Below are 24,980 nucleotides of genomic sequence, written 5' to 3' on the forward strand. Positions count from 1 at the left end.
TCAAACCAGTTGTTTACGCTGGTTAGACGGCGGAATGGATAAAGACTCTCGATACTTCGCGACAGTACGACGTGCCACCATAATACCCTGATCGGACAGCATGGTGGTTAACTTACTGTCACTGAGTGGCTTCGCGGGGTTCTCCGCGGCGATCAACTTCTTCACCAGTGCGCGAATGGCCGTCGACGAGGCTTCGCCGCCGCCTTCGGTGTTCACGTGGCTGGAGAAGAAATACTTAAGCTCAAAAATACCGCGTGGGCTGTGCAGATACTTCTGCGTGGTCACGCGGGAAATGGTTGATTCATGCATCTCGACGGCCTGGGCTATGTCCGCCAGCACCATCGGTTTCATAAACTCTTCGCCCTGCTCAAAGAATGCCTGCTGCTGTTCGACAATACAGCGGCTGACGCGCAGCAGCGTGTCATTACGGCTCTCCAGACTCTTAATCAACCAGCGTGCTTCCTGAAGGTTGCTGCGAATGTATTGATTATCAGCGTCGTTACGGGCGCTGGTGCACATGGAGGCGTATTGCTGGTTGATTTGCAGGCGAGGAATGCTGTCGGCGTTCAGTTCAACGACCCAGCGGCCATTGTGTTTTCTCACCAGCACATCGGGAATGACATATTCCGGTTCGCTGGTCTGAATCGACTGCCCCGGACGCGGATCGAGCGACTGGATCAGATTCACCGCTTCCTTCAGCACCTCTTCTTTCAGGCGCGTGACGCGCATCAGGGTGCGGAAGTCGTGGTTCGCCAGCAGATCCAGATGATCGCTGATGATGAGCCGGGCTTCGTCAATCCACGGTGTCTCTTTAGCAAACTGCGAAAGCTGGATCAGAAGGCAGTCACGCAGATCTTTCGCGGCGACGCCAATCGGGTCGAAACGCTGAACGCGTTTCAGGACGGCTTCGATCTCTTCCAGTTCAATCTCGTCATCGCCGATGCTTTCAAGAATCTCGTCCAGCGTCACGGTCAAATAGCCCGTGTCGTCAACGGCATCGACAATCGAGGTGGCAATGGCGCGATCGGTATCGGAGAAAGGCGTCAGCTCCACCTGCCACATCAGGTAGTCCTGAAGCGATTGGGTAGTTTCGCCCTGGTAGACCGGGAGTTCATCGTCCTGGTAGTCTGCACGCGTCCCGGAAGGGGTACCCGCGGTGTAGATTTCATCCCAGCTGGCATCCAGCGGCAGTTCGTCCGGCATCTCTTTCTGTTCGAGTGCATCTACGGAGTCGAGCGTTTCTGTGTCCTGCGTCTGCTGGGCGTCTACCTCGTCATGAAGATCGGTCTGCTCCAGCAGCGGATTGCTGTCCAGCGCCTGCTGGAGCTCCTGCTGGAGTTCTAACGTGGACAGCTGCAACAGACGGATTGCCTGCTGGAGCTGCGGCGTCATGGCCAGTTGCTGGCTGAGCCGTAATTGCAAACCTTGCTTCATGTTCAGAGCGTTTTTCTCCGGTTCGGCGTGACTTAACCTCTACCCTATCAGAGTCTGAAGTCTTCCCCAAGGTACACGCGCTTAACATGCTCATCCTCGAGGATTTGCTGCGGCGTACCGTGGGCAATCAGATGGCCCTGGCTCACTATGTAGGCGCGCTCACACACCGCCAGCGTTTCACGAACGTTGTGGTCCGTGATCAGTACGCCAAGCCCGCTGTCGCGCAGGTGTTCAATGATACGTTTGATATCGATAACGGAGATGGGGTCAACGCCCGCAAACGGTTCATCCAGCAGGATAAATTTCGGGTTTGCTGCCAGCGCGCGCGCAATCTCAACGCGGCGGCGTTCACCACCGGACAGCGCCTGACCGAGGCTGTCGCGAAGGTGTTCAATATGAAACTCTTCCATCAGCTCGTTCGCACGGTCAGTGCGCTGCTCGCTGGTCAGATCGTCACGGATCTGGAGCACGGCCATCAGGTTGTCGAACACGCTTAAGCGGCGGAAGATAGACGCTTCCTGCGGCAGATAGCCGATGCCACGACGCGCGCGGGCATGCAGCGGCAGCAGGCTGATATCTTCATCATCGATAATGATGTTGCCGGCGTCACGTGGGACGATGCCCACCACCATGTAGAAGGTCGTGGTTTTACCCGCCCCGTTAGGGCCAAGCAAACCCACGATTTCGCCGGAGTTGACGGTCAGACTGACATCTTCGACGACGCGGCGGCCCTTATACGCTTTCGCGAGGTTTTTTGCAGTTAAAGTTGCCATAACGAATTAGTTACTCTTTTTCTTTGCCGGAGCCTGACCGTTGTTCTTGTCCTGCAACTGCGAAGGCACAAGCACGGTCGTGACGCGTTTGCCTTTTTCGCTGGAGGCCTGCATTTTCTGCTCTTTCACCAGATAAGTGATCTTGTCGCCTTTGATATTGCTGTCCAGCTGTTCCAGGTAAGCATTACCGGTCAGGATGACCAGATCCTTCGCCAGTTCATAGTGCATATGCGAGGCATGGCCTTTCACCGGCTTGCCGTTGTCCTGCATCTGGTAGAAGGTGGCCGGGTTGCCATAACCATCGATAATCTCTTTCCCCTGCTCGCCGCCCGGACGGGTAACGACCACTTTGTCGGCGTTGATTTTGATAGTGCCCTGGGTCACAACGACGTTGCCGGTAAAGGTGACGACGTTACCCTGCATATCCAGAGACTGGGTATCGGATTCAATATGAATCGGCTGTTCGGTGTCGCCAGTCACAGCAAGCGCGGGAAGACTGGCCGCCAGCAGCGCGCTGGCGATAACAACTTTAAGGCTGAGTTTGTTTGTTTTGAATTTCATAGGAGGTTCTAACCTTTTCAATCAGCTCGGCGTTTTTGCTGCGTAAGTTCCCGCGCATTCTTAAACCGCTGGAATTAAATGTTGTGCCATACAGGGTGACTAAATCCTGCGACGTGACATCCTGGGTGACCAGGTTGATCTGGGCGTTATCCGTCGTAATTTTTCGCAGTTGCGCGTCAGCGGTCAGGGCGTTGACTTCAACGTGACCATAAAGGTAAAGCATACGGTCATTTGTCAGTTTTGCCCGGTCAGACTTGATTGACCACGTCGGCACTTTGTCCGTATCAAAGGTGGTCAGGACCGGCTGGGTAAACCACGAGGTGCCGTCATCTGAAAAATATTCTACATGCTGAGCAACGAGGCGATAGTTCAGCGCACCTTCCGGGCTATAGACCACGGTGTCGCTGTGATCGCTTTTATAGGTCGGGTCGCTCGTGTTAACCACTTCCGCTTGCGTATCATCGCGGTCAGCGAGATTTACGCCAATCAGTATCAGGGCGACAAGCGCAAGCAGAATGATAACCCAACGTCTGGTTTTACTCATATCGATTGCCCTTTCGCCTCATCAAGCTTGCCCTGCGCCAGCAGAAGCAGATCGCAGACTTCACGGACGGCGCCACGGCCACCGTGAATATGGGTAACGTAATCAGCACGCGGGATCAGCAGCGGGTGCGCGTCAGCCACGGCGATGCTCAGACCCACCTCCGCCATGACTGGCCAGTCGATCAAATCATCTCCGACGTATGCCACATTCTCTGGCGCAATGGCCAGTTTTCCCAGCAAATCCCGGAAGGCTACCATCTTATCAGACTGTCCCTGATAGAGATGCGTAATGCCCAGCGTTTCACACCGATCTTCTACCAGTTTAGCTTTCCGCCCGGTGATGATTGCAACTTCAATACCGGACGTGAGCGCACAGCGGATACCGTAACCGTCGCGAACGTTAAAGGCTTTCAGCTCTTCGCCGTTATTGCCCATATAAATCAGACCGTCGGAGAGCACACCATCCACATCGAGGATCAGCAGGCGGATATTTTCCGCCTTTGACATCATGTGGGCGCTCACCGGGCCATAACAGGTTGCAAGGGATGCACCCGCATTACTCATTGTCTTATCCTTCATTACACTACGCCAGCGCGCAGCAGATCATGCATATGTACCACACCCAGCAGTTGGTCGCCATCGGCAACCATCACTGAGGTAATATGACGGGACTGCATCAGGTTCAGCACATCTACCGCCAGCGTGCCGGGACGGACGCGGATCCCTCCTGGTGTCATTACATCAGCGATGCCCAGCGTTCGGACATCCACACCCATATCGAATACCCGGCGCAGGTCGCCGTCGGTGAAAATGCCCTGAATCTTCATCAGATCGTCGCAGATAACCGTCATACCCAGGTTTTTACGGGTGATCTCCAGTAACGCGTCGCGCAAAGAGGCCTCTTTGCTGACGTGCGGGATCTCATCCCCGGTGTGCATAATATCGTTAACCCGCAGCAGCAGTTTGCGCCCGAGCGCGCCGCCGGGGTGAGACAGGGCGAAATCTTCTGGCGTAAAACCGCGGGCTTCCAGCAGCGCAACGGCAAGGGCATCGCCCATCACCAGCGCGGCGGTTGTGCTGGAGGTCGGCGCCAGCCCCAGCGGGCAGGCTTCTTTAGGCACCTTCACGCACAGGTGAATATCCGCCGCGCGCGCCATGCTGCTTTCCGGGCGGCTGGTCATGCAAATCAGCGGTACGTGCAGACGCTTCAGCACCGGGATCAACGCCAGGATTTCATTCGATTCCCCGGAGTTGGACAGCGCAATAACCACGTCCTGCGGCGTAACCATGCCGAGGTCACCGTGCGCGGCTTCACCGGGATGAACGAAGAATGACGACGTGCCGGTACTGGCAAAGGTCGCCGCCATTTTGCGCCCGATATGGCCGGATTTGCCCATCCCCATCACCACGACTTTACCGGCGCAGTAGAACATCTTCTCACAGGCCAGACTAAAATCCTGATTAATGTACTGATCTAACTGCGCCAGACCTTCACGTTCAATCTCCAGAACGTCTTTGCCTGCTTTCTGAAAGTCAAAACCCGGCTGCAATTCTATTTGCGACATAATGCGTTTCCGTTTACCCAGAGAGAAGTGGCGAGAGCCAGTACAGCATCGCCAGCCATACGATAAATCCACCCGTCAGCAGCGCGCCCGCGCCTTTGCCGATCTGCTCTTTTCGCCGCCAGCAGAGCAGGGCGAAAATCACGCTGACCAGCAGCATCACACCGTAATCGCGCGTGAAAACCATAGGGTTAAACGGCCCCGGTGAGATTAATGCCGGCAGCCCCGTCACGATCGCGATATTGAAAATATTCGAGCCAATGATATTGCCGATGGCGATATCATCTTCCCCTTTACGCGCCCCGGCGATGGCGGTAGCCAGCTCTGGCAGGCTGGTGCCGATAGCGATGACCGTCAGACCGATTGTCAGTTCGCTCATCGCAAACGCGTTCGCCAGCACCGTCGCGTTATCGACCACCATCCGCGTGGCCATTGGCATGATAATCAGCGCGACGCCCAGCCACAGCAGGGCGACGGGTAAGGTCCCTTCCCGGGGCAGCTCGGCGAGGTGCTCACGCGTGAGGCTATCGTTACCCTGTTTTTCCGCCAGGCGTGCGATCTTCACGCTGTAAAGCAACCAGATCACGGCCAGGGCGAGCAGGAATATACCGTCACCGACGCTCAGCACCCCGTCATAAAGCACATAGCCCGCCAGCAGACTGACGACTAACATTAGCGGCAATTCACGACGCAAAACATCGGAATGTACGCGAAATGGATGCAGTAATGCGGCTAAGCCTAAAATCAGCAAGATATTGACGATGTTAGAGCCAATCGCGGTGCCGATAGCGAGGTCAACCTGGCCATGCAACGAGGCTGAAACAGAAACGATGATTTCAGGAAGCGATGTGCCTACACTGACCACCGTCATGCCGATAATGATGGGCGGCATGCCAATGAGTCGACAGAGAATGGATGCGGCAAAGACCAAACGGTCAGCACTGTAGACCACCAACAGTAAACCAATTATTAACAGTGCTGTTGCTAAAAGCATCAAAAGTCCTTTCTTCAGGTATACTCGCTGGTCCACTGCGCACGAATTTTAGCGCCAGATGAAGTCTGAGACGTGACGAATTCCTAATTTTGACTTTATGCGCCGGAAAAGTAAAACAAATGCCAGCTTTCGCTAACCCCAATAGTGAATATTCTGTAAAAATGCGGGGTTTAGGGCTGATTTACGCTTCATGCCAGCCGTGAAGCAAGGTAAGTAAGGAACCATAAATGAGCCAAACGATGGCGAATATAGTCGATGTCCGGGGCGTCAGTTTTTCTCGTGGCAACCGGTTAATATTTGATGATATTTCGCTGACCGTGCCGCGCGGTAAAATCACCGCCATCATGGGGCCGTCAGGGATCGGTAAAACCACGTTGCTGCGTCTTATCGGCGGGCAAATCCCCCCTGACAGCGGCGAAATTCTCTTCGACGGCGAAAACGTCCCGGCGATGTCTCGCTCGCGCCTCTACACGGTTCGCAAACGGATGAGCATGCTCTTTCAGTCGGGGGCGCTATTCACCGATATGAACGTTTTTGACAACGTGGCCTATCCGCTGCGTGAGCACACCCATCTTCCTCCTGCGCTGTTGCACAGCACGGTGATGATGAAGCTTGAAGCCGTGGGGCTGCGGGGGGCTGCGAAACTCATGCCGTCCGAACTCTCGGGTGGGATGGCGCGCCGCGCCGCGCTGGCGCGTGCTATTGCCCTGGAACCCGATTTAATCATGTTCGATGAACCGTTCGTCGGGCAGGACCCCATCACCATGGGCGTGCTGGTGAAGTTAATTTCGGAGCTGAACAGCGCCCTTGGCGTCACCTGCGTGGTGGTTTCCCACGACGTGCCGGAAGTGCTGAGTATCGCTGATTACGCCTATATTGTGGCTGACAAAAAGATCGTCGCCCACGGCAGCGCGCAGGCGTTGCAGGAGAATGGCGATCCGCGCGTGCGGCAGTTCCTGGACGGTATCGCAGATGGGCCGGTGCCTTTCCGCTATCCGGCGGGCGACTATCATGACGATTTACTGGGAATAGGGAGTTAAGCCACTCATGCTGTTAAATGCGTTGGCGGGTCTTGGACACCGTGGCCTAAAAACCATCAGTACGTTCGGGCGTGCCGGATTAATGTTGTTCAACGCGCTGGTCGGCAAACCGGAGTTCCGCAAGCATGCGCCGTTACTGGTGCGGCAGCTTTATAACGTCGGCGTGCTGTCGATGCTTATCATCATCGTGTCGGGTCTGTTTATTGGCATGGTGCTGGGGTTGCAGGGGTATCTGGTACTGACAACCTACAGCGCGGAAACCAGCCTTGGAATGCTGGTGGCGCTCTCGCTGCTGCGTGAACTCGGGCCGGTGGTTGCCGCGCTGCTGTTCGCCGGGCGTGCCGGGTCAGCGTTGACTGCGGAAATTGGCCTGATGCGCGCCACCGAGCAGCTCTCCAGTATGGAGATGATGGCAGTCGATCCGCTGCGCCGGGTGATCTCGCCGCGCTTCTGGGCCGGGGTTATCTCCTTGCCGTTACTGACTATCCTCTTTGTGGCGGTAGGTATCTGGGGAGGCGCGCTGGTTGGCGTTAACTGGAAAGGCATTGATGCCGGATTCTTCTGGTCTGCCATGCAGGACGCCATCGATCTGCGGATGGATCTGGTGAACTGTCTGATCAAGAGCGTGGTTTTCGCTGTGACGGTTACCTGGATTGCGTTGTTTAATGGTTACGATGCCATTCCGACGTCGGCGGGCATTAGCCGTGCAACGACGCGTACTGTCGTACATTCGTCGCTGGCCGTTTTAGGTCTGGATTTTGTGCTCACCGCACTGATGTTTGGGAATTGAGTTCATGCAAACGAGAAAAAATGAAATTTGGGTTGGCGTGTTTCTGCTTCTGGCGCTGCTGGCCGCGCTGTTCATCTGCCTGCGAGCGGCGGACATCACCTCTGTTCGCGCCGAGCCGACGTACCGTATCTACGCGACTTTCGATAACATCGGCGGCCTGAAAGCGCGCTCACCGGTGCGTATTGGTGGCGTCGTTATCGGACGTGTCGCCGACATTACGCTTGATGAGAAAACCTATCTGCCGCGCGTCGCGATGGATATCGAAGAGCGCTATAACCACATTCCGGACACCAGCTCGCTTTCTATCCGCACCTCTGGCCTGCTGGGGGAGCAATATCTGGCCCTTAACGTTGGTTTTGAAGATCCTGAGCTGGGAACGACTATCCTTAAAGACGGTAGCGTAATCCAGGATACCAAGTCAGCGATGGTGCTGGAAGATATGATTGGTCAGTTCCTTTACAACAGTAAAGGGGATGATAAAAAGTCTGACGATGCCCCTGCGCAGAGTGAAGACCACACCAACGTCGAACCGACGCCAGGCGCGACGAATTAATTTCAGGAGAAGTTATTCATGTTTAAACGACTGTTAATGGTTGCCATGCTGGTCATTGCCCCTCTTACCGCGGCGCACGCTGCGGATCAGAGTAACCCGTACAAACTGATGAATGAGGCCGCGAAGAAAACCTTCGACCGTCTTAAAAACGAACAGCCAAAAATCCGTTCTAACCCTGATTATCTGCGTGATGTGGTGGATCAGGAGCTGCTGCCGTATGTGCAGATCAAGTACGCGGGCGCACTGGTGCTGGGCCGTTACTACAAAGACGCGACCCCGGCGCAGCGCGAGGCTTACTTTGCGGCGTTCCGTGAATACCTGAAACAGGCTTACGGCCAGGCGCTGGCGATGTATCACGGGCAGACCTATCAGATTGCCCCTGAACAACCGCTGGGCGATGCCACTATCATTCCTATTCGCGTGACGATTATCGATCCAAACGGTCGTCCACCGGTTCGTCTGGACTTCCAGTGGCGTAAAAACAGTCAGACCGGAAACTGGCAGGCGTACGACATGATCGCTGAAGGCGTCAGCATGATCACCACTAAACAGAACGAGTGGAGCGATCTGCTGCGCACTAAAGGCATTGATGGCCTGACGGCTCAGCTTCAGTCCATCTCTCGTCAGAAAATTACCCTGGACGAGAAGAAGTAATGTCACAGCAGCTTAGCTGGGCGCGTGACGGCGAGACGTTGACGCTGACGGGAGAGCTGGATCAGGATCTGCTTAACCCGCTGTGGGACGCTCGCCATAACGCGATGCAGGGCGTGACGCTGATTGATCTCCATGGCGTCACGCGGGTAGATACCGCCGGTATCGCCCTGCTGGCGCACCTGGTGGCCACGGGCAAAAAGCAGGGGAGTAGCGTCACCCTGACGGGGGTAAGCGATAACGTGATTACCCTTGCACAGCTTTACAATTTGCCCGAAGACGTATTACCTCGCTAATTTTTTCAGTACGTTACTTCTGAAAGCCCCGACAGTTTACGCGTCGGGGCTTTTTGCTTGTTTAAGACCGCGCCACTTTGCTCTAAGATGTTGAGCTTGTTTTCACTATCAGATGATGTAGACCCCATGGAAAATAATGAAATCCAGACTGTGCTGATGAATGCACTCTCCCTTCAGGAAGCCCACGTCTCTGGCGATGGCAGTCACTTCCAGGTTATTGCTGTGGGTGAGATGTTCGACGGAATGAGTCGCGTGAAGAAACAGCAGGCTGTGTACGCGCCGCTGATGGAATACATTGCGGATAACCGCATCCACGCCCTGTCGATTAAAGCGTTCACCCCACAGGAGTGGGCACGCGATCGCAAACTAAACGGTTTTTGAACTGAGGGCGAAACGCCCGCAGCACGGTTGAATTTATAAGAGAGCAAACGATGGATAAATTTCGTGTACAGGGACCTACGCGTCTCCAGGGCGAAGTCACAATTTCTGGCGCTAAAAACGCCGCGCTGCCCATTCTTTTCGCTGCGCTGCTCGCAGAAGAGCCGGTAGAGATCCAGAACGTACCGAAGCTGAAAGATATCGACACGACCATGAAGTTGCTCGGCCAGTTGGGCACCAAAGTGGAGCGTAACGGTTCCGTCTGGATCGATGCCAGCAACGTGAACAACTTCTCAGCGCCGTATGAGCTGGTGAAAACCATGCGTGCGTCCATCTGGGCGCTTGGTCCGCTGGTGGCGCGCTTCGGTCAGGGACAGGTTTCACTGCCGGGCGGATGCGCTATCGGCGCGCGTCCCGTTGACCTGCATATCTTCGGCCTGGAAAAACTCGGCGCGGAGATCAAGCTGGAAGAGGGTTACGTTAAAGCATCCGTCAATGGTCGTCTGAAAGGCGCGCACATTGTCATGGACAAAGTGAGCGTGGGCGCAACGGTCACCATCATGTCGGCTGCTACGCTGGCAGAAGGCACTACCATCATCGAAAACGCCGCCCGTGAGCCGGAGATCGTGGATACCGCGAACTTCCTGGTCGCGCTGGGAGCGAAGATCAGCGGGCAGGGCACAGACCGTATCACCATCGAAGGCGTTGAACGTCTGGGTGGCGGTGTGTATCGCGTACTGCCAGACCGTATCGAAACCGGCACTTTCCTGGTGGCCGCGGCCATTTCTGGCGGTAAGATTGTCTGCCGTAACGCCCAGCCGGATACCCTGGATGCGGTGCTGGCGAAGCTGCGCGATGCGGGTGCGGACATTGAAATCGGTGAAGACTGGATCAGCCTGGATATGCACGGGCAGCGTCCTAAAGCCGTTAACGTGCGTACTGCGCCACATCCGGCATTCCCGACGGATATGCAGGCACAGTTCACGCTGTTGAACCTGGTGGCCGAAGGCACGGGCTTCATCACGGAAACCATCTTCGAAAACCGTTTCATGCACGTACCGGAACTGATCCGTATGGGTGCGCATGCTGAGATTGAAAGCAACACGGTAATTTGCCACGGCGTTGAAAAACTGTCCGGTGCGCAGGTGATGGCGACCGATCTGCGCGCATCTGCGAGCCTCGTACTGGCAGGTTGTATTGCGGAAGGGACTACCGTTGTCGATCGTATCTACCACATCGATCGTGGTTACGAGCGTATTGAGGATAAGCTGCGCGCGCTGGGTGCAAATATCGAGCGTGTGAAGGGCGAGTAATCATTCCGGCACCCCCCTGCCAGAACAGGCCGGGGGATTGCTGTTCTTGTCAATTCTGGTGCATCAGTCCTGATGCGCTTTCTTCGTTTTGCTCTGGCGCATCATGCGCGTTCTGTCGATAAATTCATGGGTGATGGGATCGTGGTAGCGTGACGGCCATATCACCCACGGATGCGTATCCAGCGCCGTCGCGATAATCAGTTCCCCCTTCGGCCATGGGCGGGTCAGGGCGTTTGCCAGCGTCGACGAGCTCAGCCCATGACGACGTGATTCGGCAGCCAGCGAAGTTCCTTTTTTACGCAGTGCCGCAATAATGTCAGCAGAATGCCAGTCGATGAATTTTGTATCCATAATGCTGTCCTTGTGTTCGTTATCGTCCACGTCGTTTCGTGTGAAAAGACAGCATTACTATACTCACTTCGAACATCTGTTCTAAAAAGTTCATGTTACGAGAAGCAATATTCAGAATAAGGCACGGCTTTATACATACGGCCTGTAACCCGATGGGCTTACGCGTAAATGTAATTTACTGGAGCGTACTGGAGTCTCCCTGCGTAGGGGCAGGGAGATGATGAGGGATTAACGGTCGCGCTGGACGGCGATGTGCGCGAGGCCGATTAGCGCATCACGCCATGGGCTGTCGGGAATGACCTGAATAGCGGCGATGGCTTTGTCCGCTTCTTCTTCAGCGCGCTGACGCGTCCATTCCAGGGAGCCGCAGATTGCCATTGTTTCCAGTACCGGTTCCAGAAGATGGCGTCCATTTCCCTGCTCGATAGCCTCCCGGATCATTTTCGCCTGCTCTGGTGTACCATTGCGCATCGCGTGGAGCAGCGGCAGCGTTGGCTTGCCTTCGTTCAGGTCATCGCCGACGTTTTTACCGAGCGTTTCGCCATCCGCGCTGTAGTCCAGCAAATCATCAATCAACTGGAACGCGGTGCCGAGGTAACGGCCATAGTCCTGAAGGCCTTTTTCCTCCGCTTCGCTACAGCCAGCCAGAATGCCAGAGCACTGCGCGGCGGCTTCGAACAGACGTGCGGTCTTGCTGTAAATCACCCGCATATAGTTTTCTTCGGTGATGTCCGGGTCGTTGACGTTCATCAGCTGTAGGACTTCACCTTCAGCGATAACGTTCACGGCTTCTGACATCACTTCCAGCACCTTCAGCGAGCCAAGGCTGGTCATCATCTGGAAGGCTCGGGTATAGATAAAATCGCCTACCAGAACGCTTGCCGCATTACCAAACGCGGCGTTGGCGGTGGCTTTGCCACGACGCATGTCTGATTCATCCACAACATCGTCGTGAAGAAGGGTGGCGGTGTGGATAAATTCGATCAGCGCCGCGATCGTGACATGGGCATTTCCCTGATAGCCAACCGCGCGTGCGGCCAGAATGGCAATCATCGGACGAATACGTTTACCGCCGCCGCTGACGATGTAATAGCCCAACTGATTGATCAGCTGAACGTCAGAGTTGAGTTGCTCCAGGATTGCTGCATTCACACCCGCCATATCTTGCGCGGTTAACTCATTGATTTTTTCTAAATTCATCGCAAAAGCCGGGCTTTTTATCCTGTTTATCCCACACGAGATGGGCACACAAAGGGTTTCGGTTTATAAATAGTATTGCTGATTGTACTGAAAAAACGGCTCAGATAAACGTTACCGTACGTGTTGTGTTTTTTTTCTTCATGTATTGATGGTAGCACTTGTCAAAGGCTCGCGTTTTGCGTAATATTCGCGCCCTATTGTGAATATTTATAGCGCACTCTGAATCATACGAGGATGTGCGCGGAAGCGGAGTTTATATGTACGCGGTTTTCCAAAGTGGTGGTAAACAACACCGAGTAAGCGAAGGTCAGACCGTTCGCCTGGAAAAGCTGGACATCGCAACTGGCGAATCTGTTGAGTTCGCTGAAGTTCTGATGATCGCAAACGGTGAAGAAGTCAAAATCGGCGTTCCTTTCGTTGATGGCGGCGTTATCAAAGCTGAAGTTGTTGCTCACGGTCGTGGCGAGAAAGTTAAAATCGTTAAGTTTCGTCGTCGTAAACACTATCGTAAGCAGCAGGGCCACCGTCAGTGGTTCACTGATGTGAAAATTACTGGCATCAGCGCCTAAGACCTGAGGAGAGATTTAAATGGCACATAAAAAGGCTGGCGGCTCCACACGTAACGGTCGCGATTCAGAAGCTAAACGCCTGGGCGTTAAGCGTTTCGGTGGCGAATCCGTTCTGGCGGGTAGCATCATCGTTCGTCAGCGTGGCACCAAGTTCCACGCGGGTACCAACGTAGGTTGCGGTCGTGACCACACTCTGTTTGCTAAAGCAGACGGTAAAGTGAAATTTGAAGTTAAAGGCCCGAACAACCGTAAATACATCAGCATCGTTGCTGAGTAAGGTTTTCTCGGTCCGGTAACGGATTAAAGCCCCGCAACGTGTTGCGGGGCTTTTTACATTGGAAACCCGGAAAATTTTCTGTAGGGAAAACGGGCATGAAGCAGCAGGCCGGCATTGGTATTCTTTTGGCGCTCACTACCGCAATGTGCTGGGGTGCGCTGCCAATTGCAATGAAGCAGGTACTGGAAGTCATGGAGCCACCGACGGTGGTGTTTTATCGCTTCCTGATGGCAAGCATAGGCCTGGGTGCCATTCTGGCCGTCAAAGGTAAGCTGCCACCGCTGCGCATCTTTCGAAAACCGCGTTGGCTGGTGTTACTGGCTATCGCGACGGGCGGTCTGTTCGGTAACTTCATTCTGTTCAGCTCTTCCCTGCAATATCTTAGCCCTACAGCGTCGCAGGTGATTGGTCAGCTTTCACCGGTCGGCATGATGGTCGCCAGCGTATTCATCCTCAAGGAGAAGATGCGCGGCACGCAGATCATTGGGGCAAGTATGCTGCTTTGCGGGCTGGTGATGTTCTTTAACACCAGCCTGATTGAGATTTTTACCCGCCTGACGGATTACACCTGGGGTGTCATTTTTGGGGTGGGCGCAGCAACGGTCTGGGTGAGTTATGGCGTCGCGCAAAAGGTGTTATTGCGCCGTCTTGCCTCACAGCAGATCCTCTTTTTGCTGTACACTTTGTGTACACTGGCATTATTGCCTTTAGCGAAGCCGGGTGTAATTACCCAGCTCAGCGACTGGCAACTGGCGTGCCTCATTTTTTGTGGGCTGAATACGCTGGTCGGTTATGGCGCGCTGGCTGAAGCCATGGCGCGCTGGCAGGCAGCACAGGTGAGCGCCTTAATCACGCTTACCCCGCTGTTTACGCTGTTATTTTCAGATTTATTATCAATGGCCTGGCCCGATGTCTTCGTCAAGCCGATGCTCAACCTGTTGGGTTATCTCGGTGCGTTTGTCGTGGTTGCGGGCGCGATGTATTCCGCCATTGGTCATCGTCTCTGGGGGCGTTGGCGCAAAAATGAAGCGGTTGTAATAGTCCCCCGCTCAGGCGAATGAGTTACGGAGAGTAAAATGAAGTTTGTTGATGAAGCGACGATTCTGGTCGTGGCAGGTGATGGCGGTAACGGTTGTGTAAGCTTCCGCCGTGAAAAATATATTCCTCGTGGCGGTCCTGATGGCGGTGACGGTGGGGACGGTGGCGACGTGTGGCTGGAGGCGGATGAAAACCTCAACACGCTGATCGACTACCGTTTCGAAAAATCTTTCCGCGCCGAGCGTGGCCAGAACGGCCAGAGCCGCGACTGTACCGGTAAACGCGGTAAAGACGTGACGATCAAAGTGCCGGTGGGTACGCGTGTCATCGATCAGGGTACGGGCGAAACCATGGGTGATATGACCAAACACGGTCAGCGCCTGATGGTGGCGAAAGGCGGCTGGCACGGTCTGGGTAACAGCCGTTTCAAATCTTCCGTTAACCGTACCCCGCGTCAGAAAACCATGGGTACCCCGGGTGATAAGCGCGACCTGCAACTGGAACTGATGCTGCTGGCGGATGTGGGGATGCTGGGCATGCCAAACGCCGGTAAATCGACGTTTATCCGTGCGGTCTCTGCGGCGAAACCAAAAGTGGCAGATTATCCGTTTACGACGCTGGTACCGAGCCTGGGCGTTGTCCGTATGGATAACGAGAAGAGCTTCGTGGTCGCTGACATCCCGGGTCTGATTGAAGGGGCAGCAGAAGGCGCCGGTCTGGGTATTCGCTTCCTGAAGCACCTTGAGCGTTGCCGCGTACTGTTGCACCTCATCGACATCGATCCAATCGACGGTTCCGATCCGGTTGAAAACGCCCGTATCATTATTGGCGAGCTGGAGAAATACAGTGAAAAACTGGCGCAAAAACCGCGCTGGCTGGTATTCAACAAGATCGACCTGATGGACAAAGCGGAAGCTGAAGCGAAAGCTAAAGCGATTGCCGAAGCGATGGGTTGGGAAGATAAGTACTATCTGATCTCTGCCGCCAGCCAGGTTGGCGTGAAAGATCTCTGCTGGGATGTGATGACCTTTATCATCGAGAATCCGGTTGTTCAGGCAGAAGAGGCGAAACAGCCTGAAAAAGTCGAATTCATGTGGGATGACTACCACCGCCAGCAGCTCGAAGAGCTGGAAGCGGAAGAAGATGATGAAGACTGGGACGATGACTGGGATGAAGACGACGAAGAAGGCGTCGAGTTCATCTACAAGCACTAACCCCTGTATAAAGCCCCTTAACGGGGCTTTTTTTTATCCTATTTTCGTCGGTAACCAACAGCTGGCGATGAGGCCGCCCTCAGCGCCGTTCTCCAGCGTTAAATGACCATGATGGAGCTGTACGATACGCTGTACGATGCTCAGCCCAAGGCCGCTGCCGCCGTAGCGCTGGTCGAGACGTCGGAAAGGTTCGGTGATCGACTGGCGGTGCGCCTCATCAATACCCGGCCCCTGATCGGTAACGCTCACCCGGGTACCCCCCTCCGTCGCTGTTAATGCCACTTCAATGGTTGTGCCTGCCGGGCTGTAACGGGCGGCATTCTCCAGAAGGTTCCTTAGCATCAGACGTAACAGGACGGCGTCCCCCTGTACCGTCAGCGTGCTGTGGGCCGGCCATATTACCGTATGCTCTTTGGCTTCATGCTCCAGGCTAAGCGGAGCAATGATCGACTCAGTCCAGTTCACGGTATCGTAATGGCCGCTGGCCATCGCCTGTCCGGCACGCGCCAGCATCAGCAGCTGTTCCACCGTGTGCATCAGCTGATCGATCCGGTTTATCAGTGGCGTGGCCTGCGGGGAACCGGACTGAGCCATCAGTTCCAGATGGAGCCTAATCCCCGCCAGCGGCGTACGTAACTCGTGTGCCGCATCGGCGGTAAACAGGCGTTCCTGTTGAATAGTGTGGTCCAGCCGGGCGAGGAGTTGGTTGAGGGACGTGGTTACTGCGCCTATCTCTTCCATATCAGAATACATCGGCAGGGGAGTCAGATTATCCGCCGAACGGTTCGCAAGGCTGGCGCGAAGTTTGTTGAGTGGTCGGGTGATCCATGTGACTGCCCAGAATGAGAAGAGCAGGGTAAAACCGACCATCACCAGTGAAGGAACCAGCAGGGAGGCAATGGCTTCGCGGATCTCTTTTTCGACATGGTTGTTGCGTGTTTTAGCGGACAGCGTTTCATTCACCAGAAAACCGATCTGCTCGCGGCTCTCATGCCACAGCCAGACTACGCTAATGAGTTGAAAAAATAGCAGAATAACCGCCAGCAACACCATTAATCGCCGGCGCATACTGTTCATTTCTGGCTCTCCAGACGGTAACCCACGCCGCGTACGGTTTTGATGCGATCTTTACCGAGCTTGCGGCGCAGATTATGAATATGAACTTCAAGCGTGTTTGATCCTGGATCGTCCTGCCAGGAGTAGATGTCCTGTTGCAGCGTTTCACGGTGCACGGTCTGCCCGCTGCGCATGATCAGGCGCGTCAGCAGAGCGAACTCTTTTGGGGTCACTTCCACAGGCTGAGACTGGCGCAGCACCTGCTGAGTTTGCAGATTGAGGGTAATATCCCCGTCCGTCAGCAGGTTGTCGCTGTGGCCCTGATAGCGGCGGATCAACGCCCGTACGCGAGCCTGTAGCTCGGCAAGGGCGAAGGGTTTTACCAGATAATCGTCAGCGCCAGAATCAAGCCCGTTAATTCTGTCTTCAATGGCATCGCGGGCGGTGAGAATCAATACGGGATTCTCCACTCCGCGACGACGCCACTGGCAGAGCAGCGTCGCGCCGTCTTTATCCGGCAGTCCCAAATCCAGGATCACCAGGCTGTATTCACCGCTCTGGATCAGGGCATCTGCTTCAGCGGCCGTGGCGGCACAATCCAGGGCGTAGCCCTCATTGCCCAGCGCCAGCGCTAACCCTTCCTGCAATAACAGATCGTCTTCAACTATCAGTAGTTTCATCGCTAGTTATTCTGGTAGATGTCCTTATAGAGCCTGCTTTCGAAACGTACCAGTGGAATACGGCGATTGCGCTGGTCAGCCGGTTCGACGGCATAGCCGGAAAGATACTGCACAAATGCCATGCGTTGTCCGCTGGCGGTCGTGATGAAACCGGCAAGGTTGTAAACGCCTTGCAGGGAACCCGTTTTGGCTGACACTTTGCCATCCACGCCCGCAGCGTGAAGGCCCGCGCGGTACTGAAGAGAGCCGTCGTGTCCGGCAAGCGGCAGCATCGTAATAAAGTTTAGCTCAGCGTCATGCTGAGCAATGTACTGCAACACCTGCATCATGGTGGCCGGCGAGATCAGGTTATGACGCGATAAACCGGAACCATCAACGGCGATCGTATTGCCCAGATCGATACCCGCCTGCTGGCGCAGGATCTGACGTACGGCATCAGAACCGGCCCGCCAGGTGCCCGGCACACCAAAGCGCGCGTGCCCGATCATGCGGAATACCGTGTCGGCAATCATGTTATCCGACTTTTTCAGCATAATCTTAAGCAAATCATGCAGTGGCGCGGACTGTTTGCTGGCAATCACCGTGCCTGGCTCATTCACCTGCGTCTGGCGCAGCAGCGTTCCGGTGTAGGTTATGCCCGCCTGCTTCAGTTCATCTTTAAAAATGGCACCGGCATAACCTGCGCCATCCTGAATGGCAAAGGCCAGCGGGAGTGGATCGGCCCGCTGGGTCAGGCAGCCGGTGAGCGTATAGCGGTTGAGATCGCCCGGTACCACGTCCAGCTCGCAATACTGTGCCTCCGGGGAGCCTTTCGCCAGCGTCCGCACCTGGCTGAACATCGTGACCGGGTAGTAAGACGCCACGCGGATAAACGCTAAGTCATTTGGTTTTGGCGCGCTGTAAAGCGATACGGAGAAGCAGTTACGGTCAACGATGGCGGCGGCTGGCGGGGCGCTAAAACACTGCGTCATGTCGTTCCATGGCCAGCCAGGCGCTTTATCGTGGCTGGCGAAAATGGAGGTGTCGATCAGCACGTTGCCATCAATTTTTGTTACGCCGGATTTTTTCAGTACCGCCACCATGTTGCGGACATCCTGGCGCTTAAAGGTGGGATCGCCACCAAAACGGGCGATAAGATCGCCTTTCAGTTCGCCACCCTCAACGTTACCTCTGGTTTCAAGGGTGGTAGTAAAACGGAAGTCAGGCCCGAGCTGGAGCAGAGCGGCGAGGGCGGTGATCACCTTTTGGGTACTGGCAGGCAGCGCCATCTGTTGACTGTGATAGTCAATCTCGGGAGCCTGCGCGCCAACCTTCTGCACCATCAGGGCAAGGTTCGCGCCGGCGGGCAGTTGATTAATGTACTCATCAACATTCGCGGCCTGAACGGTGAACGTTATACTGGTAGTCAATCCGATGATAAAACTGGAAAATCGCATAATCTCGCGCTAACAACCCGAAAACAAACCGTCATACTACGGTGCATGGCACTGTAAAGTAAACGATGACCCATAGTGAACTTCGCGGTAAAATGCGTATCAAATTGAAAAATTGCTGCTGACCTGGGGCGTTGCTCCCGGGTCGGTTTTCTTTTTGCTTCTGGCCTGTTCAGGTGGGCTGGAGCAGGGAACACTGCTCCCAACAGGAATGTTTAAGAGGTATAACAAATGCAAGCTATTCCGATGACCTTACGTGGTGCCGAAAAACTGCGCGAAGAGCTGGATTTTCTGAAATCCGTGCGTCGCCCTGAAATCATCGCCGCTATCGCGGAAGCGCGTGAGCATGGCGACCTGAAAGAGAATGCTGAATACCACGCGGCGCGTGAGCAGCAGGGTTTCTGTGAAGGGCGTATTAAAGATATCGAAGCAAAATTGTCCAATGCCCAGGTTATCGATATCACCAAAATGCCGAATAATGGCCGTGTGATTTTTGGTTCAACCGTTACCGTGCTGAACCTGGACAACGACGAAGAGCAGACCTATCGCATCGTGGGTGATGATGAAGCTGACTTCAAACAGAACCTGATTTCGGTGAACTCGCCAATTGCTCGTGGCCTGATTGGCAAAGAGCAGGACGATGTGGTCACCATCCGCACCCCTGGTGGTGAAGTGGAATACGAAATTATTAAGGTTGAATATCTGTAATTCGCTTCTCTACTAAGATGTTGATACATTGTAAAGAAAAGAAAAAGGCCGCATAGCGGCCTTTTATCAACTCACGGAGCATGGCATTTTGCTCGCCTGCTGAAAGAAATCCCTCGTTTCACACAGAAAATGTGTTCGATTCAGGATATCCTTAACGTGGCAGCGAGATTTTGCGCTCTTTAGATGGGCGATAGAGCACCAGCGTTTTACCGATGACCTGTACATTACAGGCGCCGGTTTCGCGCACGATGGCTTCCACGATCAGGTTTTTAGTGTCTCTGTCTTCAGAGGCGATTTTCACCTTGATCAGCTCGTGGTGTTCCAGCGCTTGTTCAATCTCGGCAAGCACCCCTTCGGTCAAACCATTGTTGCCAAGCATCACTACAGGCTTGAGCGGATGTGCCAGACCTTTAAGGTGCTGTTTTTGTTTAGTACTCAGATTCATCGTATATTTTTGCTTACGTTGGGATTGAAAACGGTTCATTCTACCGCCATCTCCCTAATATCGCCAAATAGCTGCGTAGAAATTTACGTCACAGGCAAGCAACGATGAACCAGGACGGAAATGTTAAATGACAGGTAAAAAGCGTTCTGCCAGCTCCAGCCGCTGGCTTCAGGAACACTTTAGCGATAAATATGTTCAACAGGCGCAGAAAAAGGGGTTGCGTTCCCGCGCCTGGTTTAAACTTGATGAAATACAGCAAAGTGACAAACTTTTTAAACCGGGAATGACGGTGGTCGACCTCGGTGCGGCACCTGGCGGATGGTCCCAGTATGCGGTTACGCAGATCGGCGGAACGGGCCGAATCATCGCATGCGATCTTTTACCAATGGATCCCATCGTCGGTGTCGACTTCCTTCAGGGCGACTTTCGTGATGAATTAGTGCTTAAAGCATTACTTGATCGTGTAGGTGACAGTAAGGTCCAGGTTGTCATGTCGGATATGGCGCCAAATATGTGTGGAACACCGGCGGTGGATATCCCCCGCGCCATGTATCTGGTGGAACTAGCGTTAGAAATGTGTCGTGATGTACTAGCGCCTGGTGGTAGTTTTGTTGTGAAGGTGTTTCAGGGCGAAGGTTTCGAGGAGTATCTTAAGGAAATTCGCTCCCTGTTTGCGAAGGTCAAAGTTCGTAAGCCGGACTCTTCCCGGGCCCGTTCCCGTGAAGTGTATATTGTAGCGACCGGGCGAAAATGATAACCGGGAGATTTCAGACGAAAGTTTGAATGAAACTGGATATAGAGTATCCTGACGCTGTTTTTAACACAGTTGTAATATGAGGTTAATCCCTTGAGTGACATGGCGAAAAACCTAATACTCTGGCTGGTCATTGCCGTTGTGCTGATGTCAGTATTCCAGAGCTTTGGGCCCAGCGAGTCGAATGGCCGCAAGGTGGATTATTCTACCTTCCTGCAAGAGGTCAATCAGGACCAGGTTCGCGAAGCGCGTATCAACGGACGTGAGATCAACGTTACCAAGAAAGATAGTAACCGTTACACGACTTACATCCCGGTGAACGATCCTAAGCTGCTTGATAACCTTCTGACCAAAAACGTCAAAGTGGTAGGCGAGCCGCCGGAAGAACCAAGCCTGCTGGCTTCTATCTTCATTTCCTGGTTCCCGATGCTGCTTCTTATCGGCGTCTGGATCTTCTTTATGCGCCAGATGCAGGGCGGTGGTGGCAAAGGTGCCATGTCGTTCGGTAAGAGCAAGGCGCGTATGCTGACGGAAGACCAGATCAAGACCACGTTTGCTGACGTAGCAGGTTGTGACGAAGCAAAAGAAGAGGTGGGTGAACTGGTTGAATACCTACGCGAGCCGAGCCGTTTCCAGAAACTGGGCGGTAAGATCCCGAAAGGCGTCCTGATGGTCGGCCCTCCGGGTACCGGTAAAACCCTGCTGGCAAAAGCCATCGCGGGTGAAGCGAAGGTGCCGTTCTTTACTATTTCAGGTTCTGACTTCGTTGAAATGTTCGTGGGTGTCGGTGCATCTCGTGTGCGTGACATGTTCGAGCAGGCTAAGAAGGCAGCACCGTGCATCATCTTCATCGATGAAATCGACGCCGTAGGCCGCCAGCGTGGCGCAGGCCTGGGTGGTGGTCACGATGAACGTGAGCAGACGCTGAACCAGATGCTGGTTGAGATGGACGGCTTCGAAGGTAACGAAGGTATCATCGTTATCGCGGCAACTAACCGTCCGGACGTACTTGACCCTGCGCTGCTGCGTCCAGGCCGTTTCGACCGCCAGGTTGTGGTCGGTCTGCCGGATGTTCGCGGTCGTGAACAGATTCTGAAAGTGCATATGCGTCGCGTACCGCTGGCGCCAGATATCGACGCGGCAATCATCGCGCGTGGTACTCCAGGCTTCTCCGGTGCGGATCTGGCTAACCTGGTCAACGAAGCAGCCCTGTTTGCCGCTCGCGGTAACAAGCGCGTGGTGTCCATGGTGGAATTTGAGAAAGCGAAAGACAAAATCATGATGGGTGCGGAACGTCGCTCCATGGTGATGACGGAAGCGCAGAAAGAGTCCACGGCATATCACGAAGCGGGCCACGCGATTATCGGTCGTCTGGTGCCGGAACACGATCCGGTACACAAGGTGACGATCATTCCACGCGGTCGTGCGCTGGGGGTGACCTTCTTCCTGCCTGAAGGCGACGCGATCAGCGCCAGCCGTCAGAAGCTGGAAAGCCAGATTTCAACCCTGTACGGCGGTCGTCTGGCAGAAGAGATCATCTACGGTGCGGAACATGTTTCCACCGGTGCGTCGAACGATATTAAAGTGGCGACAAACCTGGCGCGTAACATGGTGACCCAGTGGGGCTTCTCCGACAAACTCGGTCCGCTGCTGTATGCAGAGGAAGAGGGCGAGGTGTTCCTGGGCCGTTCCGTGGCAAAAGCGAAACATATGTCCGATGAAACGGCACGTATCATCGACCAGGAAGTGAAAGCGCTGATTGAACGTAACTACGCTCGCGCCCGTCAGATCCTGAACGACAATATGGACATCCTGCATTCGATGAAAGATGCGCTCATGAAATATGAGACCATCGATGCACCACAGATTGACGACCTGATGGCGCGCCGCGAAGTGCGTCCGCCGGCAGGCTGGGAAGACCCAGGCGCGTCTAACAATTCTGACAACAATGGCACCCCGCGTGCGCCGCGTCCGGTCGATGAACCGCGTACGCCAAACCCGGGCAACACCATGTCAGAGCAGTTAGGCGACAAGTAAGTCACTGCTGTTGAAGCGTTTGTCTGTATCTCAAACCCTGGAGCTTGCTCCGGGGTTTTTCTTATCTGTTTAACCACATTAATCCCAGGGACTTCACCATGAAACTATTCGCCCAGGACTCGCATCTCGACCTTTCACATCCCCATGTGATGGGGATCCTGAATGTCACGCCTGATTCCTTCTCTGACGGCGGCACGCATAATTCGCTTATCGACGCGGTTAAACACGCGAATTTAATGATTAACGCGGGTGCCACCATCATTGACGTTGGAGGGGAGTCAACGCGGCCTGGCGCGGCGGAGGTCTCGGTGGAAGAAGAGCTGGCGCGCGTGGTGCCGGTGGTGGAGGCTATCGCCCGGCGCTTTGAAGTGTGGATCTCTGTTGATACCTCCAAACCCGAAGTGATCCGTGAAGTGGCGAGAGTGGGCGCTCACATTATCAATGATATCCGCTCGCTGACCGAGCCGGGCGCGATTGAAGCCGCCGCAGAAACCGGGCTACCGGTGTGTCTGATGCATATGCAGGGCCAGCCTAAGACAATGCAGGAGGCGCCAAAATATGAAGACGTGTTTGCCGACGTCACCCGCTTCTTTATTGAGCATATCGAACGCTGTGAACGTGCGGGTATCGCAAAAGAGAAATTGCTGCTCGACCCGGGCTTCGGTTTCGGTAAAAATCTCTCACACAATTACGCGTTGCTTGCGCGCTTATCAGAGTTTCATCAGTTCGGCCTGCCACTGCTGGTGGGAATGTCGAGAAAATCGATGATTGGTCAGTTGTTGAATGTCGGGCCGAGCGAACGTCTGAGCGGCAGTCTGGCCTGCGCGGTGATTGCCGCGATGCAAGGTGCACACATCATTCGCGTCCATGACGTAAAAGAAACAGTAGAAGCCATGCGTGTGGTGGAAGCCACACTGGCAGCGAAGGAAAACAAACGCTATGAGTAATCGTAAATATTTTGGTACCGATGGCATCCGTGGGCGCGTAGGCGATGCGCCAATTACCCCTGACTTTGTCCTGAAGCTGGGCTGGGCAGCGGGGAAAGTGCTTGCGCGTCATGGCTCCCGTAAGATCATTATTGGTAAAGATACCCGTATTTCGGGTTATATGCTGGAATCCGCGCTGGAAGCCGGGCTGGCGGCGGCGGGGCTTTCAGCTTCCTTTACGGGGCCAATGCCGACTCCTGCTGTTGCCTATCTGACCCGCACCTTCCGTGCGGAAGCGGGCATCGTCATTTCCGCTTCCCATAACCCGTTCTATGACAACGGTATCAAATTCTTCTCCATCGACGGCACTAAACTGCCGGATGACGTGGAAGAGGCGATTGAAGCGGAAATGGAAAAAGAGATCACCTGTGTTGACTCCGCTGAGCTGGGTAAAGCCAACCGTATTGTCGATGCCGCAGGCCGCTACATTGAATTCTGCAAAGGCACTTTCCCGAATGAACTGAGCCTGGCACACCTCAAAATTGTGGTGGACTGTGCAAACGGTGCGACTTACCACATTGCGCCGAATGTGTTCCGCGAGCTGGGTGCGAAAGTGATCACTATCGGCTGCGAGCCGGACGGTCTGAACATCAACGAAGAAGTTGGCGCGACAGACGTGCGTGCCTTGCAAGCGCGTGTCCTGGCTGAAAAGGCCGATCTGGGTATTGCCCTGGATGGCGATGGTGACCGTGTGATCATGGTTGATCACGAAGGTAACAAGGTCGATGGCGATCAGATCCTCTACATCATTGCGCGTGAAGGCCTGCGTCAGGGGCAACTGCGCGGTGGCGCGGTGGGCACTTTGATGAGCAATATGGGACTGGAACTGGCGCTGAAACAGCTGGGCATCCCGTTTGTTCGTGCGAAAGTGGGTGACCGCTACGTGCTGGAAAAACTCCAGGAGAAAGGCTGGCGTATTGGCGCGGAAAACTCCGGCCACGTGATCCTGCTCGATAAAACCACCACCGGTGACGGCATTGTGGCGGCGCTTCAGGTTGTTGCCGCGATGGCGCGTAACCATATGAGCCTGCACGATCTGTGCAGCGGCATGAAAATGTTCCCGCAGATCCTGGTCAACGTGCGTTTCACCGCGGGTAAAGGTGACCCGCTGGAAAATGATAACGTGAAAGCGGTGATGGCAGAGGTGGAAGCGACGCTTGGCAGCCGTGGGCGCGTCCTGCTGCGTAAGTCGGGTACCGAGCCGCTGATCCGCGTGATGGTGGAAGGCGAAGACGAAGCGCAGGTGACTGAATTTGCGCACCGCATTGCGGATGCAGTCAAAGCTGCATAATCTTTCAGAATAAGTGTTTAAAAAGGCGGCGTTTGCCGCCTTTGTTTTAAACA

General features: G+C 54.6%; 29 protein-coding genes. 16 read left to right on the forward strand and 13 right to left on the reverse strand.

Going from position 1 to position 24,980, the window contains the following annotated elements:
• The 7 genes from rpoN to AM329_RS20995 are packed head-to-tail and all read right to left on the reverse strand — an operon-like array spanning position 1 to position 5,867.
• Complete coding sequence (gene rpoN / locus AM329_RS20965; RefSeq protein WP_003861864.1) at positions 1–1,434, reverse strand: RNA polymerase factor sigma-54; 1,434 nt, start codon at positions 1,432–1,434, stop codon at positions 1–3.
• A 47-nt stretch (positions 1,435–1,481) separates the two neighbouring features.
• Positions 1,482–2,207, reverse strand: a complete 726-nt coding sequence (lptB, locus tag AM329_RS20970; protein WP_003861862.1) for an LPS export ABC transporter ATP-binding protein — start codon at positions 2,205–2,207, stop codon at positions 1,482–1,484.
• A gap of 6 nt (positions 2,208–2,213) precedes the next feature.
• Positions 2,214–2,768, reverse strand: a complete 555-nt coding sequence (gene lptA / locus AM329_RS20975; protein ID WP_003861860.1) for a lipopolysaccharide ABC transporter substrate-binding protein LptA — start codon at positions 2,766–2,768, stop codon at positions 2,214–2,216.
• On the reverse strand, positions 2,737–3,312 hold the full coding sequence (lptC, locus tag AM329_RS20980) for an LPS export ABC transporter periplasmic protein LptC (protein ID WP_003861858.1): 576 nt from the start codon (positions 3,310–3,312) through the stop codon (positions 2,737–2,739). Before lptC ends, lptA begins: the two co-directional genes overlap by 32 nt.
• Positions 3,309–3,875, reverse strand: coding sequence for a 3-deoxy-manno-octulosonate-8-phosphatase KdsC (gene kdsC, locus AM329_RS20985; RefSeq protein WP_003861856.1), 567 nt, complete (start codon positions 3,873–3,875; stop codon positions 3,309–3,311). Before kdsC ends, lptC begins: the two co-directional genes overlap by 4 nt.
• Before the next feature lie 14 nt (positions 3,876–3,889).
• Positions 3,890–4,876: an arabinose-5-phosphate isomerase KdsD gene (kdsD, locus tag AM329_RS20990; protein ID WP_003861853.1), complete on the reverse strand. Its 987-nt coding sequence runs from the start codon at positions 4,874–4,876 to the stop codon at positions 3,890–3,892.
• A gap of 13 nt (positions 4,877–4,889) precedes the next feature.
• Positions 4,890–5,867 (reverse strand): calcium/sodium antiporter, encoded by a 978-nt coding sequence (locus AM329_RS20995; protein WP_003861852.1) that lies wholly within the window; start codon positions 5,865–5,867, stop codon positions 4,890–4,892.
• 227 nt (positions 5,868–6,094) lie between these two features.
• On the opposite strand from AM329_RS20995, the gene mlaF reads away from it, so the two are divergent.
• The 7 genes from mlaF to murA all read left to right on the forward strand — a co-directional run bounded on the left by mlaF (position 6,095) and on the right by murA (position 10,888).
• Positions 6,095–6,907: a phospholipid ABC transporter ATP-binding protein MlaF gene (mlaF, locus tag AM329_RS21000; RefSeq protein ID WP_003861850.1), complete on the forward strand. Its 813-nt coding sequence runs from the start codon at positions 6,095–6,097 to the stop codon at positions 6,905–6,907.
• A 7-nt stretch (positions 6,908–6,914) separates the two neighbouring features.
• Positions 6,915–7,697: a lipid asymmetry maintenance ABC transporter permease subunit MlaE gene (gene mlaE / locus AM329_RS21005; RefSeq protein WP_003861848.1), complete on the forward strand. Its 783-nt coding sequence runs from the start codon at positions 6,915–6,917 to the stop codon at positions 7,695–7,697.
• 4 nt (positions 7,698–7,701) lie between these two features.
• Entirely contained in the window at positions 7,702–8,250 is a 549-nt protein-coding gene (gene mlaD / locus AM329_RS21010; RefSeq protein WP_003861847.1) for an outer membrane lipid asymmetry maintenance protein MlaD, read from the forward strand.
• Positions 8,251–8,268: 18 nt separating this feature from the next.
• Positions 8,269–8,904 (forward strand): phospholipid-binding protein MlaC, encoded by a 636-nt coding sequence (gene mlaC / locus AM329_RS21015; RefSeq protein ID WP_003861845.1) that lies wholly within the window; start codon positions 8,269–8,271, stop codon positions 8,902–8,904.
• Entirely contained in the window at positions 8,904–9,197 is a 294-nt protein-coding gene (gene mlaB, locus AM329_RS21020) for a lipid asymmetry maintenance protein MlaB (protein ID WP_003861843.1), read from the forward strand. Before mlaC ends, mlaB begins: the two co-directional genes overlap by 1 nt.
• Before the next feature lie 126 nt (positions 9,198–9,323).
• Positions 9,324–9,578: a BolA family iron metabolism protein IbaG gene (gene ibaG, locus AM329_RS21025; protein ID WP_003861840.1), complete on the forward strand. Its 255-nt coding sequence runs from the start codon at positions 9,324–9,326 to the stop codon at positions 9,576–9,578.
• 50 nt (positions 9,579–9,628) lie between these two features.
• Positions 9,629–10,888, forward strand: coding sequence for a UDP-N-acetylglucosamine 1-carboxyvinyltransferase (murA, locus tag AM329_RS21030; RefSeq protein WP_006812128.1), 1,260 nt, complete (start codon positions 9,629–9,631; stop codon positions 10,886–10,888).
• 63 nt (positions 10,889–10,951) lie between these two features.
• Here murA and sfsB read toward each other — a convergent pair whose 3' ends face one another.
• Entirely contained in the window at positions 10,952–11,239 is a 288-nt protein-coding gene (gene sfsB / locus AM329_RS21035) for a DNA-binding transcriptional regulator SfsB (protein ID WP_017382732.1), read from the reverse strand.
• A gap of 228 nt (positions 11,240–11,467) precedes the next feature.
• A complete protein-coding gene (gene ispB, locus AM329_RS21040) occupies positions 11,468–12,439 on the reverse strand; it encodes an octaprenyl diphosphate synthase (RefSeq protein WP_003861833.1) in 972 nt (323 codons plus the stop codon).
• Between the two features lie 257 nt (positions 12,440–12,696).
• Here ispB and rplU point away from each other — a divergent pair, with 257 nt between their 5' ends.
• From rplU to cgtA, 4 genes are all read left to right on the forward strand, one after another.
• Positions 12,697–13,008 (forward strand): 50S ribosomal protein L21, encoded by a 312-nt coding sequence (gene rplU / locus AM329_RS21045; RefSeq protein WP_003025032.1) that lies wholly within the window; start codon positions 12,697–12,699, stop codon positions 13,006–13,008.
• A gap of 19 nt (positions 13,009–13,027) precedes the next feature.
• The gene (rpmA, locus tag AM329_RS21050; RefSeq protein WP_003861831.1) at positions 13,028–13,285 is read left to right on the forward strand and encodes a 50S ribosomal protein L27; all 258 of its coding nucleotides are present in this window, start codon (positions 13,028–13,030) and stop codon (positions 13,283–13,285) included.
• 95 nt (positions 13,286–13,380) lie between these two features.
• A complete protein-coding gene (locus AM329_RS21055; protein ID WP_003861826.1) occupies positions 13,381–14,346 on the forward strand; it encodes a DMT family transporter in 966 nt (321 codons plus the stop codon).
• Between the two features lie 15 nt (positions 14,347–14,361).
• Positions 14,362–15,537, forward strand: a complete 1,176-nt coding sequence (gene cgtA, locus AM329_RS21060) for an Obg family GTPase CgtA (RefSeq protein WP_003861823.1) — start codon at positions 14,362–14,364, stop codon at positions 15,535–15,537.
• 33 nt (positions 15,538–15,570) lie between these two features.
• Here cgtA and pmrB read toward each other — a convergent pair whose 3' ends face one another.
• From pmrB to dacB, 3 genes are read right to left on the reverse strand one after another with little or no spacing between them, the layout of a single operon-like run.
• Complete coding sequence (pmrB, locus tag AM329_RS21065) at positions 15,571–16,614, reverse strand: two-component system sensor histidine kinase PmrB (RefSeq protein WP_032607987.1); 1,044 nt, start codon at positions 16,612–16,614, stop codon at positions 15,571–15,573.
• A complete protein-coding gene (gene pmrA / locus AM329_RS21070; protein ID WP_003861819.1) occupies positions 16,611–17,273 on the reverse strand; it encodes a two-component system response regulator PmrA in 663 nt (220 codons plus the stop codon). The genes pmrB and pmrA overlap by 4 nt, the downstream gene beginning before the upstream one ends.
• A gap of 2 nt (positions 17,274–17,275) precedes the next feature.
• Positions 17,276–18,709, reverse strand: a complete 1,434-nt coding sequence (gene dacB / locus AM329_RS21075) for a serine-type D-Ala-D-Ala carboxypeptidase (protein ID WP_003861817.1) — start codon at positions 18,707–18,709, stop codon at positions 17,276–17,278.
• A gap of 228 nt (positions 18,710–18,937) precedes the next feature.
• Between dacB and greA the strand changes: the two genes are divergently transcribed.
• On the forward strand, positions 18,938–19,414 hold the full coding sequence (greA, locus tag AM329_RS21080) for a transcription elongation factor GreA (RefSeq protein WP_003861815.1): 477 nt from the start codon (positions 18,938–18,940) through the stop codon (positions 19,412–19,414).
• Between the two features lie 151 nt (positions 19,415–19,565).
• Here greA and yhbY read toward each other — a convergent pair whose 3' ends face one another.
• Positions 19,566–19,859: a ribosome assembly RNA-binding protein YhbY gene (yhbY, locus tag AM329_RS21085; protein ID WP_003861814.1), complete on the reverse strand. Its 294-nt coding sequence runs from the start codon at positions 19,857–19,859 to the stop codon at positions 19,566–19,568.
• A gap of 127 nt (positions 19,860–19,986) precedes the next feature.
• On the opposite strand from yhbY, the gene rlmE reads away from it, so the two are divergent.
• The 4 genes from rlmE to glmM all read left to right on the forward strand — a co-directional run bounded on the left by rlmE (position 19,987) and on the right by glmM (position 24,927).
• Positions 19,987–20,613, forward strand: coding sequence for a 23S rRNA (uridine(2552)-2'-O)-methyltransferase RlmE (rlmE, locus tag AM329_RS21090; RefSeq protein ID WP_003861812.1), 627 nt, complete (start codon positions 19,987–19,989; stop codon positions 20,611–20,613).
• A 102-nt stretch (positions 20,614–20,715) separates the two neighbouring features.
• Positions 20,716–22,650, forward strand: a complete 1,935-nt coding sequence (gene ftsH / locus AM329_RS21095) for an ATP-dependent zinc metalloprotease FtsH (protein WP_003861810.1) — start codon at positions 20,716–20,718, stop codon at positions 22,648–22,650.
• A 98-nt stretch (positions 22,651–22,748) separates the two neighbouring features.
• A complete protein-coding gene (gene folP, locus AM329_RS21100) occupies positions 22,749–23,597 on the forward strand; it encodes a dihydropteroate synthase (protein WP_003861807.1) in 849 nt (282 codons plus the stop codon).
• Positions 23,590–24,927: a phosphoglucosamine mutase gene (gene glmM, locus AM329_RS21105; RefSeq protein ID WP_003861804.1), complete on the forward strand. Its 1,338-nt coding sequence runs from the start codon at positions 23,590–23,592 to the stop codon at positions 24,925–24,927. The genes folP and glmM overlap by 8 nt, the downstream gene beginning before the upstream one ends.
• The last annotated feature ends 53 nt before the right edge of the window (positions 24,928–24,980 follow it).

The sequence above is a fragment of the Enterobacter cloacae complex sp. AR_0002 genome, from assembly GCF_001922365.1.
Classification (GTDB): Bacteria; Pseudomonadota; Gammaproteobacteria; order Enterobacterales; family Enterobacteriaceae; genus Enterobacter; species Enterobacter hormaechei_C.

What these genes read in the sequence shown, in the direction of transcription:
- dacB (WP_003861817.1), bottom strand. Translation starts at nt 18,709, where the DNA reads ATGCGATTTTCCAGTTTTATCATCGGATTGACTACCAGTATAACGTTC.
- mlaB (WP_003861843.1), top strand. Translation starts at nt 8,904, where the DNA reads ATGTCACAGCAGCTTAGCTGGGCGCGTGACGGCGAGACGTTGACGCTG.
- murA (WP_006812128.1), top strand. Translation starts at nt 9,629, where the DNA reads ATGGATAAATTTCGTGTACAGGGACCTACGCGTCTCCAGGGCGAAGTC.
- AM329_RS20995 (WP_003861852.1), bottom strand. Translation starts at nt 5,867, where the DNA reads ATGCTTTTAGCAACAGCACTGTTAATAATTGGTTTACTGTTGGTGGTC.
- ispB (WP_003861833.1), bottom strand. Translation starts at nt 12,439, where the DNA reads ATGAATTTAGAAAAAATCAATGAGTTAACCGCGCAAGATATGGCGGGT.
- mlaE (WP_003861848.1), top strand. Translation starts at nt 6,915, where the DNA reads ATGCTGTTAAATGCGTTGGCGGGTCTTGGACACCGTGGCCTAAAAACC.
- AM329_RS21055 (WP_003861826.1), top strand. Translation starts at nt 13,381, where the DNA reads ATGAAGCAGCAGGCCGGCATTGGTATTCTTTTGGCGCTCACTACCGCA.
- greA (WP_003861815.1), top strand. Translation starts at nt 18,938, where the DNA reads ATGCAAGCTATTCCGATGACCTTACGTGGTGCCGAAAAACTGCGCGAA.
- pmrB (WP_032607987.1), bottom strand. Translation starts at nt 16,614, where the DNA reads ATGAACAGTATGCGCCGGCGATTAATGGTGTTGCTGGCGGTTATTCTG.
- glmM (WP_003861804.1), top strand. Translation starts at nt 23,590, where the DNA reads ATGAGTAATCGTAAATATTTTGGTACCGATGGCATCCGTGGGCGCGTA.
- rlmE (WP_003861812.1), top strand. Translation starts at nt 19,987, where the DNA reads ATGACAGGTAAAAAGCGTTCTGCCAGCTCCAGCCGCTGGCTTCAGGAA.
- rpoN (WP_003861864.1), bottom strand. Translation starts at nt 1,434, where the DNA reads ATGAAGCAAGGTTTGCAATTACGGCTCAGCCAGCAACTGGCCATGACG.
- ibaG (WP_003861840.1), top strand. Translation starts at nt 9,324, where the DNA reads ATGGAAAATAATGAAATCCAGACTGTGCTGATGAATGCACTCTCCCTT.
- kdsD (WP_003861853.1), bottom strand. Translation starts at nt 4,876, where the DNA reads ATGTCGCAAATAGAATTGCAGCCGGGTTTTGACTTTCAGAAAGCAGGC.
- mlaD (WP_003861847.1), top strand. Translation starts at nt 7,702, where the DNA reads ATGCAAACGAGAAAAAATGAAATTTGGGTTGGCGTGTTTCTGCTTCTG.
- rplU (WP_003025032.1), top strand. Translation starts at nt 12,697, where the DNA reads ATGTACGCGGTTTTCCAAAGTGGTGGTAAACAACACCGAGTAAGCGAA.
- mlaF (WP_003861850.1), top strand. Translation starts at nt 6,095, where the DNA reads ATGAGCCAAACGATGGCGAATATAGTCGATGTCCGGGGCGTCAGTTTT.
- ftsH (WP_003861810.1), top strand. Translation starts at nt 20,716, where the DNA reads ATGGCGAAAAACCTAATACTCTGGCTGGTCATTGCCGTTGTGCTGATG.
- cgtA (WP_003861823.1), top strand. Translation starts at nt 14,362, where the DNA reads ATGAAGTTTGTTGATGAAGCGACGATTCTGGTCGTGGCAGGTGATGGC.
- folP (WP_003861807.1), top strand. Translation starts at nt 22,749, where the DNA reads ATGAAACTATTCGCCCAGGACTCGCATCTCGACCTTTCACATCCCCAT.
- kdsC (WP_003861856.1), bottom strand. Translation starts at nt 3,875, where the DNA reads ATGAGTAATGCGGGTGCATCCCTTGCAACCTGTTATGGCCCGGTGAGC.
- pmrA (WP_003861819.1), bottom strand. Translation starts at nt 17,273, where the DNA reads ATGAAACTACTGATAGTTGAAGACGATCTGTTATTGCAGGAAGGGTTA.
- sfsB (WP_017382732.1), bottom strand. Translation starts at nt 11,239, where the DNA reads ATGGATACAAAATTCATCGACTGGCATTCTGCTGACATTATTGCGGCA.
- mlaC (WP_003861845.1), top strand. Translation starts at nt 8,269, where the DNA reads ATGTTTAAACGACTGTTAATGGTTGCCATGCTGGTCATTGCCCCTCTT.
- yhbY (WP_003861814.1), bottom strand. Translation starts at nt 19,859, where the DNA reads ATGAATCTGAGTACTAAACAAAAACAGCACCTTAAAGGTCTGGCACAT.
- lptA (WP_003861860.1), bottom strand. Translation starts at nt 2,768, where the DNA reads ATGAAATTCAAAACAAACAAACTCAGCCTTAAAGTTGTTATCGCCAGC.
- lptC (WP_003861858.1), bottom strand. Translation starts at nt 3,312, where the DNA reads ATGAGTAAAACCAGACGTTGGGTTATCATTCTGCTTGCGCTTGTCGCC.
- lptB (WP_003861862.1), bottom strand. Translation starts at nt 2,207, where the DNA reads ATGGCAACTTTAACTGCAAAAAACCTCGCGAAAGCGTATAAGGGCCGC.
- rpmA (WP_003861831.1), top strand. Translation starts at nt 13,028, where the DNA reads ATGGCACATAAAAAGGCTGGCGGCTCCACACGTAACGGTCGCGATTCA.